Origin of the sequence: Salmonella sp. NW884 (genome assembly GCF_051700745.1) — a bacterium.
GTDB classification, from domain to species: domain Bacteria; phylum Pseudomonadota; class Gammaproteobacteria; order Enterobacterales; family Enterobacteriaceae; genus Salmonella; species Salmonella enterica.
Genome location: NZ_JAMMDE010000001.1, coordinates 1 through 16,686, shown reverse-complemented (window position 1 = coordinate 16,686; position 16,686 = coordinate 1). Strand labels below are relative to the sequence as shown.

The 16,686-nt window shown below is 48.8% G+C and carries 12 protein-coding genes, 2 tRNA genes and 3 other RNA genes; 9 read left to right on the top strand and 8 right to left on the bottom strand.

Translation table 11 applies throughout. The features are described from left to right. Window positions 1-4: 4 nt before the first annotated feature. The 3 genes from oppB to NA197_RS00075 form a co-directional block, all read right to left on the bottom strand. Window positions 5-925 carry an oligopeptide ABC transporter permease OppB gene (oppB, locus tag NA197_RS00085; protein ID WP_000911097.1) on the bottom strand — a complete coding sequence of 307 codons (921 nt, stop codon included), beginning with the start codon at window positions 923-925 and terminating at the stop codon, window positions 5-7. A gap of 121 nt (window positions 926-1,046) precedes the next feature. Then, a complete protein-coding gene (gene oppA / locus NA197_RS00080) occupies window positions 1,047-2,678 on the bottom strand; it encodes an oligopeptide ABC transporter substrate-binding protein OppA (protein ID WP_001521098.1) in 1,632 nt (543 codons plus the stop codon). A gap of 764 nt (window positions 2,679-3,442) precedes the next feature. Continuing rightward, complete coding sequence (locus tag NA197_RS00075; RefSeq protein ID WP_000615840.1) at window positions 3,443-4,090, bottom strand: YchE family NAAT transporter; 648 nt, start codon at window positions 4,088-4,090, stop codon at window positions 3,443-3,445. 476 nt (window positions 4,091-4,566) lie between these two features. Here NA197_RS00075 and adhE point away from each other — a divergent pair, with 476 nt between their 5' ends. Continuing rightward, entirely contained in the window at window positions 4,567-7,245 is a 2,679-nt protein-coding gene (gene adhE / locus NA197_RS00070) for a bifunctional acetaldehyde-CoA/alcohol dehydrogenase (RefSeq protein WP_000301678.1), read from the top strand. A gap of 196 nt (window positions 7,246-7,441) precedes the next feature. Here adhE and tdk read toward each other — a convergent pair whose 3' ends face one another. After that, complete coding sequence (tdk, locus tag NA197_RS00065) at window positions 7,442-8,059, bottom strand: thymidine kinase (protein ID WP_000068097.1); 618 nt, start codon at window positions 8,057-8,059, stop codon at window positions 7,442-7,444. A 662-nt stretch (window positions 8,060-8,721) separates the two neighbouring features. Between tdk and hns the strand changes: the two genes are divergently transcribed. Beyond that, a complete protein-coding gene (hns, locus tag NA197_RS00060; RefSeq protein WP_001287383.1) occupies window positions 8,722-9,135 on the top strand; it encodes a histone-like nucleoid-structuring protein H-NS in 414 nt (137 codons plus the stop codon). Window positions 9,136-9,266: 131 nt separating this feature from the next. Here the strand turns inward: hns and galU are convergent, their stop codons facing one another. From galU to rssA, 3 genes are all read right to left on the bottom strand, one after another. Continuing rightward, the gene (galU, locus tag NA197_RS00055) at window positions 9,267-10,175 is read right to left on the bottom strand and encodes a UTP--glucose-1-phosphate uridylyltransferase GalU (RefSeq protein ID WP_000729450.1); all 909 of its coding nucleotides are present in this window, start codon (window positions 10,173-10,175) and stop codon (window positions 9,267-9,269) included. 202 nt (window positions 10,176-10,377) lie between these two features. Next, window positions 10,378-11,391 (bottom strand): two-component system response regulator RssB, encoded by a 1,014-nt coding sequence (gene rssB, locus NA197_RS00050; protein ID WP_000193432.1) that lies wholly within the window; start codon window positions 11,389-11,391, stop codon window positions 10,378-10,380. Between the two features lie 90 nt (window positions 11,392-11,481). Next, the gene (rssA, locus tag NA197_RS00045; protein ID WP_001230575.1) at window positions 11,482-12,387 is read right to left on the bottom strand and encodes a patatin-like phospholipase RssA; all 906 of its coding nucleotides are present in this window, start codon (window positions 12,385-12,387) and stop codon (window positions 11,482-11,484) included. Between the two features lie 110 nt (window positions 12,388-12,497). Here rssA and NA197_RS00040 point away from each other — a divergent pair, with 110 nt between their 5' ends. The 7 genes from NA197_RS00040 to NA197_RS00010 all read left to right on the top strand — a co-directional run bounded on the left by NA197_RS00040 (window position 12,498) and on the right by NA197_RS00010 (window position 14,744). Then, a complete protein-coding gene (locus tag NA197_RS00040) occupies window positions 12,498-12,956 on the top strand; it encodes a YchJ family protein (RefSeq protein ID WP_001540172.1) in 459 nt (152 codons plus the stop codon). 50 nt (window positions 12,957-13,006) lie between these two features. After that, on the top strand, window positions 13,007-13,849 hold the full coding sequence (gene purU, locus NA197_RS00035) for a formyltetrahydrofolate deformylase (RefSeq protein WP_001191156.1): 843 nt from the start codon (window positions 13,007-13,009) through the stop codon (window positions 13,847-13,849). Window positions 13,850-14,019: 170 nt separating this feature from the next. Further along, window positions 14,020-14,161, top strand: a non-coding RNA gene (locus NA197_RS00030) — RtT sRNA. A 28-nt stretch (window positions 14,162-14,189) separates the two neighbouring features. Continuing rightward, window positions 14,190-14,274 (top strand) — tRNA-Tyr (locus tag NA197_RS00025). Between the two features lie 44 nt (window positions 14,275-14,318). Further along, a non-coding RNA gene (locus NA197_RS00020) (RtT sRNA) lies at window positions 14,319-14,450 on the top strand. A gap of 34 nt (window positions 14,451-14,484) precedes the next feature. After that, window positions 14,485-14,569 (top strand) — tRNA-Tyr (locus NA197_RS00015). Between the two features lie 44 nt (window positions 14,570-14,613). Further along, window positions 14,614-14,744: non-coding RNA, RtT sRNA (locus NA197_RS00010), on the top strand. Between the two features lie 102 nt (window positions 14,745-14,846). Here the strand turns inward: NA197_RS00010 and NA197_RS00005 are convergent. Continuing rightward, window positions 14,847-16,376 carry a tetratricopeptide repeat protein gene (locus tag NA197_RS00005; RefSeq protein WP_064043536.1) on the bottom strand — a complete coding sequence of 510 codons (1,530 nt, stop codon included), beginning with the start codon at window positions 16,374-16,376 and terminating at the stop codon, window positions 14,847-14,849. Window positions 16,377-16,686: the final 310 nt, after the last annotated feature.

Below are 16,686 nucleotides of genomic sequence, written 5' to 3'. Positions count from 1 at the left end.
AGTATCAATAGCGAATTTTCGGGTCGATAACGGCATAGAGCACATCGACAATGGCGTTAAATAATATGGTCAGCGCCCCGACTAAAATGGTCAAACTTAACACCAGCGAGTAATCGCGGTTGAGCGCGCCATTAACGAAAAGCTGCCCAATGCCCGGTAAGCCATAAATAGTTTCAATCACCATTGAGCCGGTAATAATGCCGACAAAGGCTGGCCCCATATAGGATAAAACCGGCAGCAGCGCAGGTTTTAACGCATGGCGGAAGATAATTCTGCGCATCGGTAATCCTTTTGCCCGCGCGGTACGAATAAAGTTCGAATGCAGAACTTCAATCATTGAGCCGCGCGTAATACGAGCGATGCTGGCAATATAGGCCAGTGAAAGCGCAACCATCGGCAGGATCATAAATTTTAACGCCCCGCCGTTCCAGCCGCCGCCAGGCAGCCATTGCAAGGTTATCGCAAAGACCATCACCAGTAGCGGCGCCACCACAAAACTGGGGATAACGACGCCGGTCATGGCAAATCCCATCACCGTATAATCCCATCGCGTATTTTGCTTTAGCGCGGCAATCACGCCAGCACTGACACCAATAATGACCGCCAGCAAAAAAGCGGCAGCGCCAAGTTTCGCCGAAACGGGGAAGCTGGCGGCAACCAGATCGTTGACCGTGTAATCTTTGTATTTAAACGATGGTCCAAAATCGCCATGCGCCAGCTGCTTCAGGTAGCTGAAGTACTGCGTCATGATGGGATCGTTCAGATGATATTTTGCTTCAATATTGGCCAGCACTTCCGGCGGCAATGCGCGCTCGCCAGTAAAAGGGCTACCCGGCGCGAGGCGCATCATAAAGAAAGAGATGGTAATAAGAATAAACAGCGTCGGAATCGCTTCCAGACAGCGGCGTAAAATAAATTTCAACATTGCCCGTACCTTCTGGCCTGTGCCTTTACTTCCCGGACGTGACAAAAGATCCGCCAGGGAAAGTTATAGTGCGATGAAAAAAGACACCATGGGACAACCGCAGTTGTCCCATGTCTTGCCATTAATGTTTGATAATATATAAGTTTTTCACATAAATATTATCCAGCGGGTCTTTACCGGTATACCCGCCCACCCAGGGTTTCACCAGGCGCGCGTTAACGTAGTAATACACCGGCACAATAGCCGAGTCTTTATCTAACTGCTGCTCCGCTTTAGCGTAGAGTTCGCTGCGCTGCGTATCGTCCGCCACTTTCAGCGTGTCGGCAATCAGCTTATCAAACGCCGGGCTCTTATAATGCGCGGTGTTATTTGAACTGTCGGACAACATGGTATTCAGGAACGAGGTCGGTTCATTATAATCTGCGCACCACCCGGCTCTGGCGACATCAAAGGTGCCCTGATGACGGGTATCCAGGAAGGTTTTCCATTCCTGATTCTCCAGATTCACATTGACGCCCAGATTTTTCTTCCAGATAGACGCCACGGCAATGGCCAGTTTTTTATGCAGATCGGAGGTGTTATACAGCAGGTCGAATGTTAAGGGCTTATCCGCCGTAAAGCCGGCTTCAGCTAACAATTTCTTCGCTTCTTCATTACGCTTTTGCTGGGACCATTTGAACCACTCAGGCTCTACCAGTTTTGCGCCATCGGTATACGGCGGCGTATAGCTATAAGCGGGTAAATCGCCCTGATTTTTAACCTTATTAACAATAATGTCGCGATCTAACGCCAGTTTCAGCGCGGTACGCACGCGGACATCGTTAAACGGCGCTTTTTGATTATTAATTTCGTAATAATAGGTACACAAATAAGGGTCTACGCGGACTTCATTCGGGATCTCTTTCTTCAGTTTCTGGAATAATTCGATCGGCATATTGTTATAAGTCATATCGATCTCGCCGCTGCGGTAGCGGTTCACATCCGTCACCTCCGAAGAGATAGGCAAATAAGTTACCTGATTGATGACGGTTTTGGCGTTATCCCAGTATTGCGGGTTACGCTCCAGCACGATACGTTCGTTCACCACCCAGTTTTTTAACTTATAAGCGCCGTTAGTGACAATATTGGCCGGTTGTGTCCACTTATCGCCAAATTTTTCGACCGCTGATTTCGGTACAGGAGACACTGAAGGGTGGACCAACAATTTGTAGAAATAAGGCACCGGCTCACTTAAGGTCACTTCAAAGGTGTGATCATCAAGCGCTTTTACCCCCAGATCGGTGGCGGGTTTTTTACCGGCGATAATGTCATCGATATTAGCGATATGACCGTATTGCAGATAGCTGGCGTACGGCGATGCCGTATTAGGATCGGCCAGGCGTTGCCAGCTATAAACGAAATCATGGGCGGTGACGGGCGTACCATCTGACCATTTCGCATTCTCACGTAGATGGAATGTCCAGACTTTAAAATCTTTATTTTCCCATTTTTCCGCGACGCCCGGTGAAGGATGCCCCTCAACATCACTAATTAATAAGCCTTCGAAGAGGTCACGGCTGACGTTCGATTCCGGCACGCCTTCAATTTTATGCGGGTCGAGAGACTGCACTTCTGATCCATTGTTACGTACCAACGTTTGCTTGTCGGCTAACTGAACGCCGGCGGGCACGTCTGCCGCAGTCGCGGCGCTGGCGGCGATGAGCGCAGTGAGTATTCCCGCTGCAATCAAACTTTTTTTCGTGATGTTAGACATTGTGTTTGTACTCCACTCATTATAATTACTGGTTTTTACCAGCCTGTTTAATCCCGTCAGGGTTCCTGTACAGCACTGGTGGTGTACTGCCAGGTCTGTCACTGCTTTTGCTATCACCGACTTTATTTATTCTGACGATTCGTTCGATCGCCTTTCGTCGATTCGGTATACGACGTACCTGCCCACGTCGCACGTTATTTCTGACAACCATCTAAATGAAAATAGTTATCAACAATGTGAAATCTTCTACAAAAATGTTTGGCCGAAAAGTATCAAATGCGTTTCTGAACCGCCAATTCATTTTACAATTTTGTTAACCAATTCTCTTTTATGGAAAAATCCCTGCCCAAAAAAACAGTTAAACAATGTTAAAAATCTTTGATTTATTCTTTATAATCAATAAGTTGAAAGAAAAATATCTCTCTGTCGCATCGTAGGTTATGCCTGCGCCAGAAAACACACACAAATTTAACAAATGCTCATTATTTAGCACATTCATCTACGATGGAGCTGAAACAACTAATAACATTTCAATAATCCTTCATCAAGCCCCAGAGTATGGTGTGAATAAAATAACAGACCTACCGCTTCTCACGGTCTCAGTAATGTTGATAATAGTTTGATTAATAAAAATAAATAGCGTTAGATTATATTAGTATTTTTTATCATTTAAACGCTGAATGCTTATCAAAGTAAGAAGTGTTACGTGGGAATGTCACAAGGCGGCCCCTTAGGGCGCCGCCTGTAAATCAGCAGGTGGGAGTTTAGTTGAGCAAGCCGGGGAAAATGCCTTTTATTCCTGTGACAATAAATTCGATGCCGAGCGCCATTAACAACAACCCCATGATTCGGGTAATAACGTTGATACCGGTTTGCCCCAGCAAACGAACCAGCCACGGCGCCATACGGAACACGCCCCAGCAGCAAAGCGCAAAAAGCGCAATGGCAACTGAAAAACCAAGCAAATGCGCGATGCTGTGATAACGCGTCCCCCAGACGATAGTGGAGCTAATCGCCCCTGGCCCCGCCATTAACGGTAGCGCTAACGGCACAACGCCAATGCTCTCGCGTATGGCCGTCTCTGACTTTTCTTGCTTGTTTTGTTTATCTTCCCCCAGCTTCCCGCTGATCATCGACATTGCAATAGTGACAACCAGGATACCGCCCGCAATTCTGAACGAGTCAATAGAAATACCAAACAGCTGCAGGATGCCATCGCCGAGGAATAAGGAACTCCACAAGATAATCGCAACCGACAGATTCGCGGTGAGGTTAGTTTTATTACGCGCCGTGGCCGTCTGGTAGCTGGTCATGCTGATGAAAACGGGGATAATCCCCACCGGGTTAACCAGCGCAAAGAGCCCGATAAAGAACTTAAAGTAAACAGGAAAATCAAAAAGCGGTTGAATCACGGTTAGCTCCGAAGCGTTAGCCGGATGAAGTCAATGTTCGTTAATGATCAAAACGCGCAGAAGATACGCCTTTTATTCGCATAGTTCACCTCTTATCTACACCTAATTTCATCCATTCATCGCTGTTATTTATATGTACTCGTTATGCTAATCCACTTACTCTTCATGACAACGATCTCTTAACAATTTACATAAAAGGCTAAAATGGCCTGCTGAAAGGTGTCAGCTTTGCGTAATCTTGATTTAGATCACACAATCGCTACTCAGAAGTGAGTAATCTTGCTTACGCCACCTGGACGTAACGCGTTAGAGTTAAATGATACTAACGCAGAAGCTCTTTTAGTAAATCAGAGCGAAACGGACGTTAAGTAACCACCTGAATTTCAGGCATTTATACAAAGTATCGTCGATCTGTCTATACTCACGTATCGCGCAGATGATTTACTAAAAAAGTTTAACATTATCAGGAGAGCATTATGGCTGTTACTAATGTCGCTGAACTTAACGCACTCGTAGAGCGTGTAAAAAAAGCCCAGCGTGAATATGCCAGTTTCACTCAAGAACAGGTCGACAAAATCTTCCGCGCCGCCGCTCTGGCAGCCGCTGACGCCCGCATTCCGCTGGCCAAAATGGCCGTCGCCGAATCTGGTATGGGTATCGTGGAAGACAAAGTGATTAAAAACCACTTCGCTTCTGAATATATTTACAATGCCTATAAAGATGAAAAAACCTGCGGCGTGCTGTCTGAAGACGACACCTTCGGAACCATCACCATTGCTGAACCTATCGGCATTATTTGCGGTATCGTTCCAACCACTAACCCGACCTCTACCGCGATCTTCAAATCGCTGATTAGCCTGAAGACCCGTAACGCCATCATCTTTTCTCCGCATCCGCGCGCTAAAGAAGCAACCAACAAAGCGGCAGACATCGTTCTGCAAGCGGCTATCGCTGCCGGCGCGCCGAAAGATCTGATTGGCTGGATCGATCAACCTTCCGTAGAACTGTCTAATGCGCTGATGCACCACCCGGATATCAACCTGATCCTCGCCACTGGCGGTCCAGGCATGGTTAAAGCAGCATACAGCTCCGGTAAACCTGCTATCGGCGTAGGCGCAGGCAACACCCCGGTTGTCATTGATGAAACCGCGGATATCAAACGCGCTGTGGCGTCTGTTCTGATGTCTAAAACCTTCGATAACGGCGTAATCTGTGCTTCTGAACAGTCTGTTGTCGTTGTTGATTCCGTCTATGATGCCGTTCGCGAACGTTTCGCCAGCCACGGCGGCTACATGCTGCAGGGCCAGGAGCTGAAAGCGGTTCAAAACGTTATCCTGAAAAATGGCGCTCTGAACGCCGCCATCGTCGGCCAGCCAGCCTACAAAATCGCTGAACTGGCAGGCTTCTCCGTACCAGAAACCACCAAGATTCTGATCGGTGAAGTTACAGTCGTTGACGAAAGCGAACCGTTCGCACACGAAAAACTGTCTCCGACTCTGGCGATGTATCGTGCGAAAGATTTCGAAGAAGCGGTAGAAAAAGCAGAAAAACTGGTCGCTATGGGCGGTATCGGTCACACCTCCTGCCTGTACACTGACCAGGATAACCAGCCAGAACGCGTTGCTTACTTCGGTCAGATGATGAAAACCGCGCGTATCCTGATCAACACCCCGGCCTCTCAGGGTGGTATCGGTGACCTGTACAACTTCAAACTCGCACCTTCCCTGACGTTGGGTTGTGGTTCCTGGGGTGGTAACTCCATCTCTGAAAACGTTGGTCCGAAACACCTGATCAACAAGAAAACCGTTGCTAAGCGAGCTGAAAACATGTTGTGGCACAAACTTCCGAAATCTATCTACTTCCGCCGTGGCTCTCTGCCCATCGCGCTGGATGAAGTGATTACTGATGGCCACAAACGTGCGCTCATCGTGACTGACCGCTTCCTGTTCAACAACGGCTATGCAGACCAGATCACCTCTGTGCTGAAAGCGGCTGGCGTTGAAACCGAAGTCTTCTTCGAAGTTGAAGCAGACCCGACGCTTTCCGTTGTTCGCAAAGGCGCTGAGCTGGCTAACTCCTTCAAACCGGACGTGATCATCGCGCTGGGCGGCGGTTCCCCGATGGACGCCGCGAAAATCATGTGGGTCATGTACGAACATCCGGAAACTCACTTCGAAGAACTGGCGCTGCGCTTTATGGACATCCGTAAACGTATCTACAAGTTCCCGAAAATGGGCGTGAAAGCGAAAATGATCGCCGTCACCACCACTTCCGGTACCGGTTCTGAAGTCACACCGTTTGCGGTTGTGACCGACGATGCAACCGGTCAGAAATATCCGCTGGCTGACTACGCCCTGACCCCGGATATGGCGATTGTCGATGCCAACCTGGTGATGGATATGCCGAAGTCCCTGTGTGCGTTCGGTGGTCTGGATGCGGTAACTCACGCTCTGGAAGCTTATGTTTCCGTACTGGCTTCTGAGTTCTCTGACGGTCAGGCTCTGCAGGCTCTGAAACTGCTGAAAGAAAACCTGCCGGCGTCTTACCACGAAGGGTCTAAGAACCCGGTTGCGCGTGAACGTGTTCACAGTGCAGCGACTATCGCCGGTATCGCGTTTGCCAACGCCTTCCTCGGTGTATGTCACTCCATGGCGCACAAACTGGGCTCTCAGTTCCACATTCCGCACGGTCTGGCGAACGCCCTGCTGATTTGTAACGTTATCCGTTACAACGCGAATGACAACCCGACCAAGCAGACCGCTTTCAGCCAGTACGATCGTCCGCAGGCACGCCGTCGTTACGCTGAAATTGCTGACCACCTGGGCCTGAGCGCGCCGGGCGACCGTACCGCCGCTAAGATTGAAAAACTGCTGGCATGGCTGGAAAGCATTAAAGCTGAGTTGGGTATTCCTAAGTCTATCCGTGAAGCAGGCGTACAGGAAGCTGACTTCCTGGCACACGTTGACAAACTGTCTGAAGATGCCTTCGATGACCAGTGCACCGGCGCTAACCCGCGTTATCCACTGATCTCCGAACTGAAACAGATTCTGCTGGATACCTACTACGGTCGTGATTTCACCGAAGGTGAAGTTGCAGCGAAGAAAGACGTCGTTGCCGCACCGAAAGCAGAGAAAAAAGCGAAAAAATCCGCTTAATTCGTTATCTGTTTTAGCATGACAATAACGGCCTCAATTGAGGCCGTTTTTTTGTTTTACCTGTTTATCTGATGCCTGAAGGCGCTATGCTTACCATCTGGCCTACGCGCTCACGGCACGCCCTTCGTCAGGAGGCCTGAATAATGACCTCCAAAGCGCTACAGGGCGTTTTATAAGCCGATCTTTACCTCAGGTATCATATGTGCCGATGGCGCTCCTGAATCGCCGTCAGTGAGCCCTCCTCCAGCGCGTCCTTATAATGCTTACGGCAAACTGAAACGTAGCGTTCATTCCCGCCAATAACCACCTGTTCGCCTTCGTTATAAGGCCTGCCGTCCTGATCAAGGCGCAGAACCATACTGGCTTTACGACCGCAGAAACAGATAGTTTTTAATTCCACCAGCTTATCTGACCATGCCAGCAAGTATTGGCTGCCGACAAAGAGCTCCCCACGAAAGTCTGTTCGTAGCCCATAGCAAAGTACTGGAATATCTAATTTGTCGACAACCTCGGATAATTGATAAACCTGCTGGCGAGTCAAAAACTGGCTTTCGTCGACTAACACGCAATGTATTGTCTGCCGCGCGCTCTCGGCACGAATCTCTTCAAACAAGGATGTATTTTGGTTAAACAATTTTGCCGGCGACGACAAACCGATACGAGAGCTGACTTTGCCTGCGCCGAAACGATCGTCGATTTCCGCCGTATATACGACGGTACGCATCCCGCGTTCCTGATAATTGTATGAAGATTGCAGCAGTGCAGTCGACTTACCCGCATTCATTGCCGAATAGTAGAAATATAGCTGTGCCATTGGTCGCAGGACCTCACCTGAGTGAAATAAAGATTGGCGGGATTGTACCATAATTTACCGACGCGACGGCGCGGCTCGCGCTCCGGTGAGTATTAAGAATTGTACAAACATCGCTCACTATACCCAAAATAATTCGCGTTGCTTAAAGGCGGCAAGGGAGTGAGTCCCCAGGAGCATAGATAACTATGTGACTGGAGTGAGCGAGCGTAGCCAACGCATAAGCAACTTGAAGTATGAAGGGTATATACACATTCCTTCACAAATTATGCCGTTAAAATTCATCAACAATGCTTATCATCACCCGCCAATATGAAAACCTTGTACTTATTGTTACCGTTACTCATACCCGGTGCAAAGTAATAGGGTTTTCTTGTAAGGAAATCTAATACAAGAGATTGATATCTCAGCAATGAGATCGTATTTCATCATGATAAAATGTGACCTGACTCCTAAATTTTTAGCGACAGACGGTGAGTATCCCCCCTGCCAATAAGCTCTTTTTTGTGCGGCGCCTCAAGGAAAATTTAAGTTGAGATAATTAAAACGTGTGCTTAATAAAGCGTAATTTTGAATTCCTTACATTCCTGGCTATTGCACAACTGAATTTATCGCTCTATTATTAGCTCAACAAACCACCCCAATATAAGTTTGAGATTACTACAATGAGCGAAGCACTTAAAATTCTGAACAACATCCGTACTCTTCGTGCGCAGGCAAGAGAATGTACTCTGGAAACGCTTGAAGAAATGCTGGAAAAATTAGAAGTTGTCGTTAATGAGCGTCGTGAAGAAGAAAGCGCTGCTGCTGCTGAAGTGGAAGAACGCACTCGTAAACTGCAACAGTATCGTGAAATGTTAATTGCCGACGGCATTGACCCGAATGAACTGCTGAATAGCATGGCTGCCGCTAAATCCGGCACCAAAGCTAAACGCGCAGCTCGTCCGGCTAAATATAGCTACGTTGACGAAAACGGTGAAACTAAAACCTGGACTGGCCAGGGTCGTACACCGGCTGTAATCAAAAAAGCAATGGAAGAACAAGGTAAGCAACTGGAAGATTTCCTGATCAAGGAATAATTTACTTCCTGGATGCTTAAAATCCCGCCGCTGGCGGGATTTTTTTTGCCTGAGTTCTCCGCTGACGACCCCAGGCATAAAAAAAGCGCCGGATTTACCAGCGCTTCTGTTAAAAAATTTATAACGTATCGTTACTTCTTAATACCCATTTCTTCTTCAAGCCAGGCTTTAAATTCAGCACCCAGCGAATTATGACGGATGCCATATTCAACGAATGCCTGCATATATCCTAACTTATTACCACAGTCATGGCTTTTACCCTTCATGTGGTAGGCTTCAACCGTTTCTTTTTCGATCAGCATATCGATAGCATCGGTCAACTGAATTTCATCCCCGGCGCCCGGAGGGGTTTTCGCCAGCAACGCCCAGATATCCGCGCTCAACACATAACGCCCGACAATCGCAAGGTTAGACGGCGCGACATCCGCTTTTGGTTTTTCAACCACGCCAACCATCGGCACACTTTCGCCCGGCGCCAGCTCAACGCCTTTACAATCGACCACGCCGTATGCAGTCACATCTTCTACTGGCTCAACCATAATCTGGCTATTGCCGGTTTCATCGAAACGGCGGATCATTTCAGCCAGGTTATCCTGAGACAGGTCGGACTCATATTCGTCAAGAATAACGTCTGGCAGAATAACAGCAACAGGTTCGTTTCCGACAACGGGATGCGCGCACAATACGGCATGGCCCAGGCCTTTTGCCAGCCCTTGACGTACCTGCATAATAGTGACATGCGGAGGGCAAATAGACTGAACCTCCTCCAGAAGCTGACGCTTAACGCGTTTTTCCAGCATCGCTTCCAGCTCAAAACTGGTATCAAAGTGGTTTTCAATAGAGTTTTTAGACGAGTGCGTAACAAGCACGATTTCAGTAATGCCAGCAGCGATACATTCGTTCACGACGTACTGAATTAATGGCTTATCAACCAGCGGCAGCATCTCTTTCGGGATAGCTTTGGTCGCTGGCAGCATCCTGGTTCCCAATCCCGCGACCGGGATAACGGCTTTTTTGACTTTCGAATTAAGGGCAGCCATTTAAAATTCTCCTGGACTGTTCATGTATTGAACGTGTTCATTAATCTGTATCGTGTTCCAGTATATCAGTACCAGAACAAGCCTCAGGTCCAAAAAGGACTTATATTGGTATAATTAAGACAAATACTTATAAATCTGCCGCAGATAGTAACACTCGTCGGGAAAGGCCGGTAAAGCAATTTCCGCTCACTCTTCCGTTTGGTCATTCCGCAGACAACATCAATCGCAGACGCCCTCCTGCGCCCCATATTTGACACTGCCATGAGTCGCAACGCTGGCTTAATTGGTTAAGGTAGGCGTTACCCAATGTTCCTAGCGGCACGCCGCTGCTAATTTGAACCTGATGAGCGCCCGTATTTAAGGTGGCGTTCAATCCGGCGGAGACGAGAATCAAATTTTTGAGCTCACTGTGATAGTAGCCGACAAATAGCGGGAATTGCCCAGGTAAATTGGCTTGTCTGAGCAGATGATTTACCTGTTTTAATAGCGCGCCTAACTCCGGTAAACGGTGCTTTTGTTGGCCGAGCTGATCCTGCAATAAGCCGTTAAATAGCGCCCGCAGTAACAATGCGGCTAACACGCCGTTATCGCCCGCCCGGGTGACATCCAGGCAATAAAATGCCAGTTCGTTATCAGATAGCGGCGCAATATCCAGCACCAGTCCAGGCTGATCGGCGGAGACGAGCTGCCGGTAATTAATGCGGCAATGAGAAATCACCTGCTGTACCGGGGGCTGCAATTCCTGCAACAATTGCGCTGCGGCGGTTGGATTACTCACCATTGCATCCCAGTCACGAAACAGGCGTTCTTCTTCTTCAACCCGCGAGTTAAACATATTAGGGTATAAGCAAGCGAATACGGTTTCCCGCAAGCGGTTGAGATCTTTTACCGGCTTCAGCAAGACATCTTCAACCCCAAGGCGTAACGCTTTGGCGATATCCGCCATATTTTCTGTTGCGGAAATAACCAGAATAGGCGTCTGGTCTCCGCGATTACGTAAGTTTTCTACCAGTTTGAGACCGTTCATTCTCGGCATAGCGATATCACATATCATGAGATCAGGGGTAAAACGCCCCATCAACTCCAGGGCATCCACCCCGTCGCCTGCCAATGCCGTTGTCGCTCCCAAAGAGGAAAACCACGAATCCAGAAGCGAGCGAAATACAGGCTCGTCTTCAACAATAAGAATCTGTTTTCCGACCAATGGCTGCGTCATGTTCTCTCCCCTGACTGGCTTTAATCAATAGTGGCATGGTATTGCCGCTTGCGCCTGTCAGAATTTGCTTAAGTGATCGTAAAAGGTACATTAAACGTCGGTACGCACCAAGGGTATAAGTTCGTCCATCTTTTTCTCTACGGCTAACTGACCCGCCGCAATAGCGGCATGGGCGCGATGAAAATCCAGCGTTGAGATTTGCGGACAGAATGGTTGAATGAGAATATCAGGCGGATCGCCAGCCATACGGTTACGTTTAAGACGATTTTCCAACACCTGGATGGAGGTTGTCATGATTTCCATTGCCCCAGGCGAACTCACGCCACGGCGTGAAGTCAGGCTACTGAAACGTTCTTTTAAACGCTTATGCCAGGGCAGCGCATCATCGCTCTCTTCATTGATATTCCCGACATTTACAGAGAGCAAATCTTGCTGCATGAGGTGGGCATCATGTTGCAGGTCTACCGCAATAACGATATCAGCCCCCAGCGCCCTGGTTAACGAAACAGGTACCGGATTAACGACTGCGCCATCTACCAGCCAGTAACCGTTATGTTCAACCGGAGACATCAGCCCTGGCATACTGCACGACGCGCGTACGGCAAGGTGTAGATCGCCTTCAGTAAACCATAGCTCTCGTCCCGTGCTAAGATTCGTCGCGACCGCGCCAAAACGTCTTGAACAGTGGTCAAAATCCGTGACGGGCATAATATCCCGATAGTGATTAAATACGCGTTCGCCGCGAAGCAACCCTCCTCTGCCCCAGGATACATCCATCAGGCGTAAAACATCCCAGTAGCGGAATGAACATACCCACTGTTCAAGCGCCGATAATTTATTACAGGCATACGCGGCGCCGACCAGTGAACCTATTGAGCATCCTGCAACGATATCAATATCAATGCCTGTTTGCTTGAGGGCTTTGATGACCCCAATATGAGACCATCCTCTCGCTGCGCCAGATCCCAGCGCCAGCCCTATTTTCATTTTTCTCATCGTACTTAACGACTTCCCCTGGCTTCAAGACGTAGCAACATCGCCACTGCTCAGTTAACATAATGCCACCCTGGCGTTCAACGCCGTTTTTTATATTCAGGGAGATTATTGTGTCTCAGCCTTGTCCCTGTGGTAGCGCTGACGAGTATAGCCTATGTTGTGGTCGTATTGTGTCCGGAGAACGAGTAGCACCCGATCCGTCACATCTCATGCGCTCTCGTTACTGCGCTTTTGTGATGAAAGACGCAGATTACTTAATTAAGAGCTGGCATCCAACCTGCAATGCGGCCGCGTTTCGTGATGATATCATCGCCGGATTTGCCAATACCAGGTGGCTCGGCCTGACTATTTTTGAACATACCTGGTCAGAAGCAGAAAATACAGGGTATGTTAGTTTTATCGCGCGTTTTTCCGAACAAGGGAAAACCGGGGCGATTATCGAACGTTCTCGTTTTATCAAAGAAAACGGTCAGTGGTATTATATTGACGGTACCCGCCCGCAGTTGGGTCGAAATGATCCCTGCCCGTGCGGTTCAGGCAAAAAATTTAAAAAGTGCTGCGGCCAGTGACGCCTGACAGTATCGATACAGCAAACACTCTCAACAGGATTTTTCCGGCAATGCAATCACTACAACGTAAAGTTCTGCGTACTATTTGTCCCGATCAAAAAGGCCTTATCGCGCGGATTACCAACATTTGCTATAAGCACGAGCTTAATATTGTGCAAAACAATGAATTTGTGGACCATCGCACCGGACGCTTTTTTATGCGGACCGAGCTGGAAGGCATCTTCAATGATTCCACTCTTCTGGCCGATCTGGACAGCGCCTTACCGGAAGGCTCTGTTCGTGAACTCAATCCCGCCGGACGCCGTCGGGTAGTGATTCTGGTTACCAAAGAGGCGCATTGTCTGGGCGACCTGCTAATGAAAGCCAACTATGGCGGGCTGGATGTTGAAATCGCCGCGGTCATTGGCAACCATGAAACGTTACGCTCGCTGGTTGAACGTTTTGAGATCCCTTTCGAACTGGTCAGCCATGAGGGATTAACGCGTGAAGAGCATGACACGAAGATGGCGGACGCCATTGATGCCCATCAACCGGACTATGTGGTGCTGGCCAAGTATATGCGTGTTTTGACGCCAGGTTTTGTGGCGCGCTTCCCGAACAAAATTATCAATATCCACCACTCATTCCTGCCGGCGTTTATCGGCGCGCGCCCTTATCATCAGGCCTATGAGCGCGGCGTGAAAATCATCGGCGCTACCGCGCACTATGTGAATGATAATCTGGATGAAGGCCCAATCATTATGCAGGACGTGATTCATGTCGATCACACTTACACCGCAGAAGATATGATGCGTGCCGGGCGCGACGTTGAGAAAAACGTATTAAGCCGCGCGCTGTATCAGGTTCTGGCGCAGCGGGTCTTTGTTTACGGCAATCGGACGATTATTCTTTAATCGTCAGTAATATGAATTGATTAGCTTTAATCCGTTACGGATGAAAAGTACGCAAACAGTTCATTTCAGGCAAAGGAATACTTTACAGCGGCGTGTCATTTGATATGATGCGCCCCGCTTCCCGAAAGGAAGCGGGCCAGTATTAAGCATTACCCCGTGGTGGGGTTCCCGAGCGATCATAAGGGAGCTGACTGCAAATCTGCCGTCATCGACTTCAAGGTTCGACTCGAGCAATAGTGAGAGAACGTTGCCGCAGGCAACGGCCCGAAGGGTGAGGAGCTTTAGCTCCGAATAATCCTTCCCGCTATAGAATGCAAGCAGCATAATGAATTTATCCCGTGGTGGGGTTCCCGAGCGGCCAAAGGGAGCAGACTGTAAATCTGCCGTCATCGACTTCGAAGGTTCGAATCCTTCCCCCACCACCATTATTCACTACAGCGATGTAGTTAACTCGATGAGCAATGCAGATGTTTGCACTTGTCGGGGAAGGGTGAGAACCTTCGATTAAGGTTCGACTCGAGCGAAAGCGAGAGAACGTTGCCAACGGCAACGGCCCGTAGGGTGAGGAGCGAAGCGACGAATAATCCTTCCCCCACCACCATCTTCAAGCTTTACCTACAATTTGAATTACCCCTGGTGGGGTTCCCGAGCGGCCAAAGGGAGCAGACTGTAAATCTGCCGTCACAGACTTCGAAGGTTCGAATCCTTCCCCCACCACCATCACTTCCGTCGCGTATCTTATTCCCGTTAAGCACACTGTCTCATATCTCTCCGTACGGGGAAGGATGAGAAGCTTCGACTAAGGTTCGATTCGAGCGCAGCGAGAAAGCGTTGCCGCAGGCAACGACCCGAAGGGCGAAGCGCGCAGCGCTGAGTCATCCTTCCCCCACCACCATTACTTCATAAAGCACCAATTTCAAATCAATCAGCAATGCCCCATATCCTTACCCCACAGGCAGACTTCACACCATGGCGCCATAGCTTATTGGCTATCTTATCAATACTTCTTCCTGGCAATCTTTTTCGCCTCCTTTGACTGGTTGATTTTTCGCCTGATGAGATCAAAGGCGGCATATGTCTCGCTAAGTTGATCTGGGGTGAGCGTTCCCTTGAGTCGGTTTCTTTCGGCAATGAGCGCTGAACAATCATCCTTAGATTTTTCCGTATATATACTTGCCATGTAATACCAAATATAGGCCTGCTTATTATCTTTAGGCACACCCTGGCGCCCATGAGCATAAATTTCCCCAAGCGCTGATTGTGCCGGAGTAAACCCCTGCTCTGCCGCTTTGAGGTACCACTTCAGCGCATTCCGGCTATTTTCAGGCACGCCTCTTCCCGTGCTATATGCTACGCCAAGCTGATATTGCGCTTTCGCAAAATCCTGTTTTGCTGCTTTTCGATACCATGCGATAGCCTGTCTGTCGCTTTGCGCGACGCCGCGACCAAATGCAGACATGATGCCCAGATGCGTTTGCGCAGCAGGCAGCCCCTGGCGAGCGGCTTTGCGATACCACGCCAGCGCCTGTTGGTAGTCCTGAGAAACGCCCTCACCCTGCATAAACATCACGCCGATCGCATCCTGCGCCTCGGCCAATCCCTGCGCTGCGGCTCTGCGATACCACTCCAGCGCCAGGTTGTGATCTTTCAATAAGTGATAACCGTTGTAATACCATACGCCAAAATTGTACTGTACCTTTGCCATCACGCGTTGCGCTGTTTTTCGATACCACGTCTGAGAGTGAACCCGGTCAGCGGGATGCGCTTTATCATAGAGCGCATTCAGCGGAATGTGGCCTGGCGTATAGCTGCTTGGTATACCTTCATTAAGCCAGTAAACTGCCTGACGATAATCCTGAGGCACGCCTTCACCATAAAAATAGGCAACGCCGAGATAAAGTTGCGCAGGGTGGTACATATTTTCCGCCGCTTTACGCATCAAGATCGCCGTTTGCTGATAATCCTGAGGAACGCCCTGACCGTGGGCGTACATTACTCCAAGCTTAAATTGTGCTGACGAAGCTGAACCCTGGCCGCGGACAACGCCAGCATCGTTGGTTGGCGAGGCGGCTTTTCGATACCACTCCAGCGCTAGCTGGGTATTTTGGGGAAACCCATCGCCATACATATAGGCGTCACCGAGGATTTCTTGCGTACTACTATCCCCTAGCTCTGCCGCCTTGCGATACCACTCCAGCGCTTTTTGTCGACTAAGTGGAAAATTTTCACCATAGTTGTAATGATAACCAATGATGAAATAGGAAAAATCAGAACCTTGTTTACCCGCTTTCTCCAGCCATTTAATGGCTAGCTTATAATCAGGCGTAACATATCGCCCCTCCGCATACCAGCTTCCAAGCGAAAACTGCGCGCTTTCATCTCCTTGTTCCGCTTTTTGCTCTAATTCCTGAACGTACTGGCATTCTTCCGAGTCGGGGGGATAGCGCTCCTCGCAGACAGCAGCGTGAGCCATTTTTGAAATAAATATATTTAATATTATTATTTTTAAAATTGATGAAAAACGCATACAACTATCCTTATTGTCGTTTATGGCGTGATTATATGCTGCATCATCCTTTTTCTGCTTACAAAAAACTCGCACAGATGCTGAATAAACCCAGAAACAAAGAGTACGGATTCAGATGCCAGACATGGCAGATCCGCTGTAAACGAAACAAGGCGGCGGTCGATAAGGCATTGATGCCGCATTCCGGCAAACAGCCATAATAAATATCCTCCGGCATAGCCGGAGGTTTTTCAGATGCGCCTGTAAGGCTCTCTTACCAGCCGCGCCCTAACAGGCGCATACGATCTGACATTTGCATCAAACTTCGTTA

Bases quoted from the DNA above. Each gene is read 5' to 3' on its own strand.
- oppB (WP_000911097.1), bottom strand. From the start codon at position 925: ATGTTGAAATTTATTTTACGCCGCTGTCTGGAAGCGATTCCGACGCTG.
- oppA (WP_001521098.1), bottom strand. From the start codon at position 2,678: ATGTCTAACATCACGAAAAAAAGTTTGATTGCAGCGGGAATACTCACT.
- adhE (WP_000301678.1), top strand. From the start codon at position 4,567: ATGGCTGTTACTAATGTCGCTGAACTTAACGCACTCGTAGAGCGTGTA.
- tdk (WP_000068097.1), bottom strand. From the start codon at position 8,059: ATGGCACAGCTATATTTCTACTATTCGGCAATGAATGCGGGTAAGTCG.
- hns (WP_001287383.1), top strand. From the start codon at position 8,722: ATGAGCGAAGCACTTAAAATTCTGAACAACATCCGTACTCTTCGTGCG.
- galU (WP_000729450.1), bottom strand. From the start codon at position 10,175: ATGGCTGCCCTTAATTCGAAAGTCAAAAAAGCCGTTATCCCGGTCGCG.
- rssB (WP_000193432.1), bottom strand. From the start codon at position 11,391: ATGACGCAGCCATTGGTCGGAAAACAGATTCTTATTGTTGAAGACGAG.
- rssA (WP_001230575.1), bottom strand. From the start codon at position 12,387: ATGAGAAAAATGAAAATAGGGCTGGCGCTGGGATCTGGCGCAGCGAGA.
- purU (WP_001191156.1), top strand. From the start codon at position 13,007: ATGCAATCACTACAACGTAAAGTTCTGCGTACTATTTGTCCCGATCAA.
- NA197_RS00005 (WP_064043536.1), bottom strand. From the start codon at position 16,376: ATGCGTTTTTCATCAATTTTAAAAATAATAATATTAAATATATTTATT.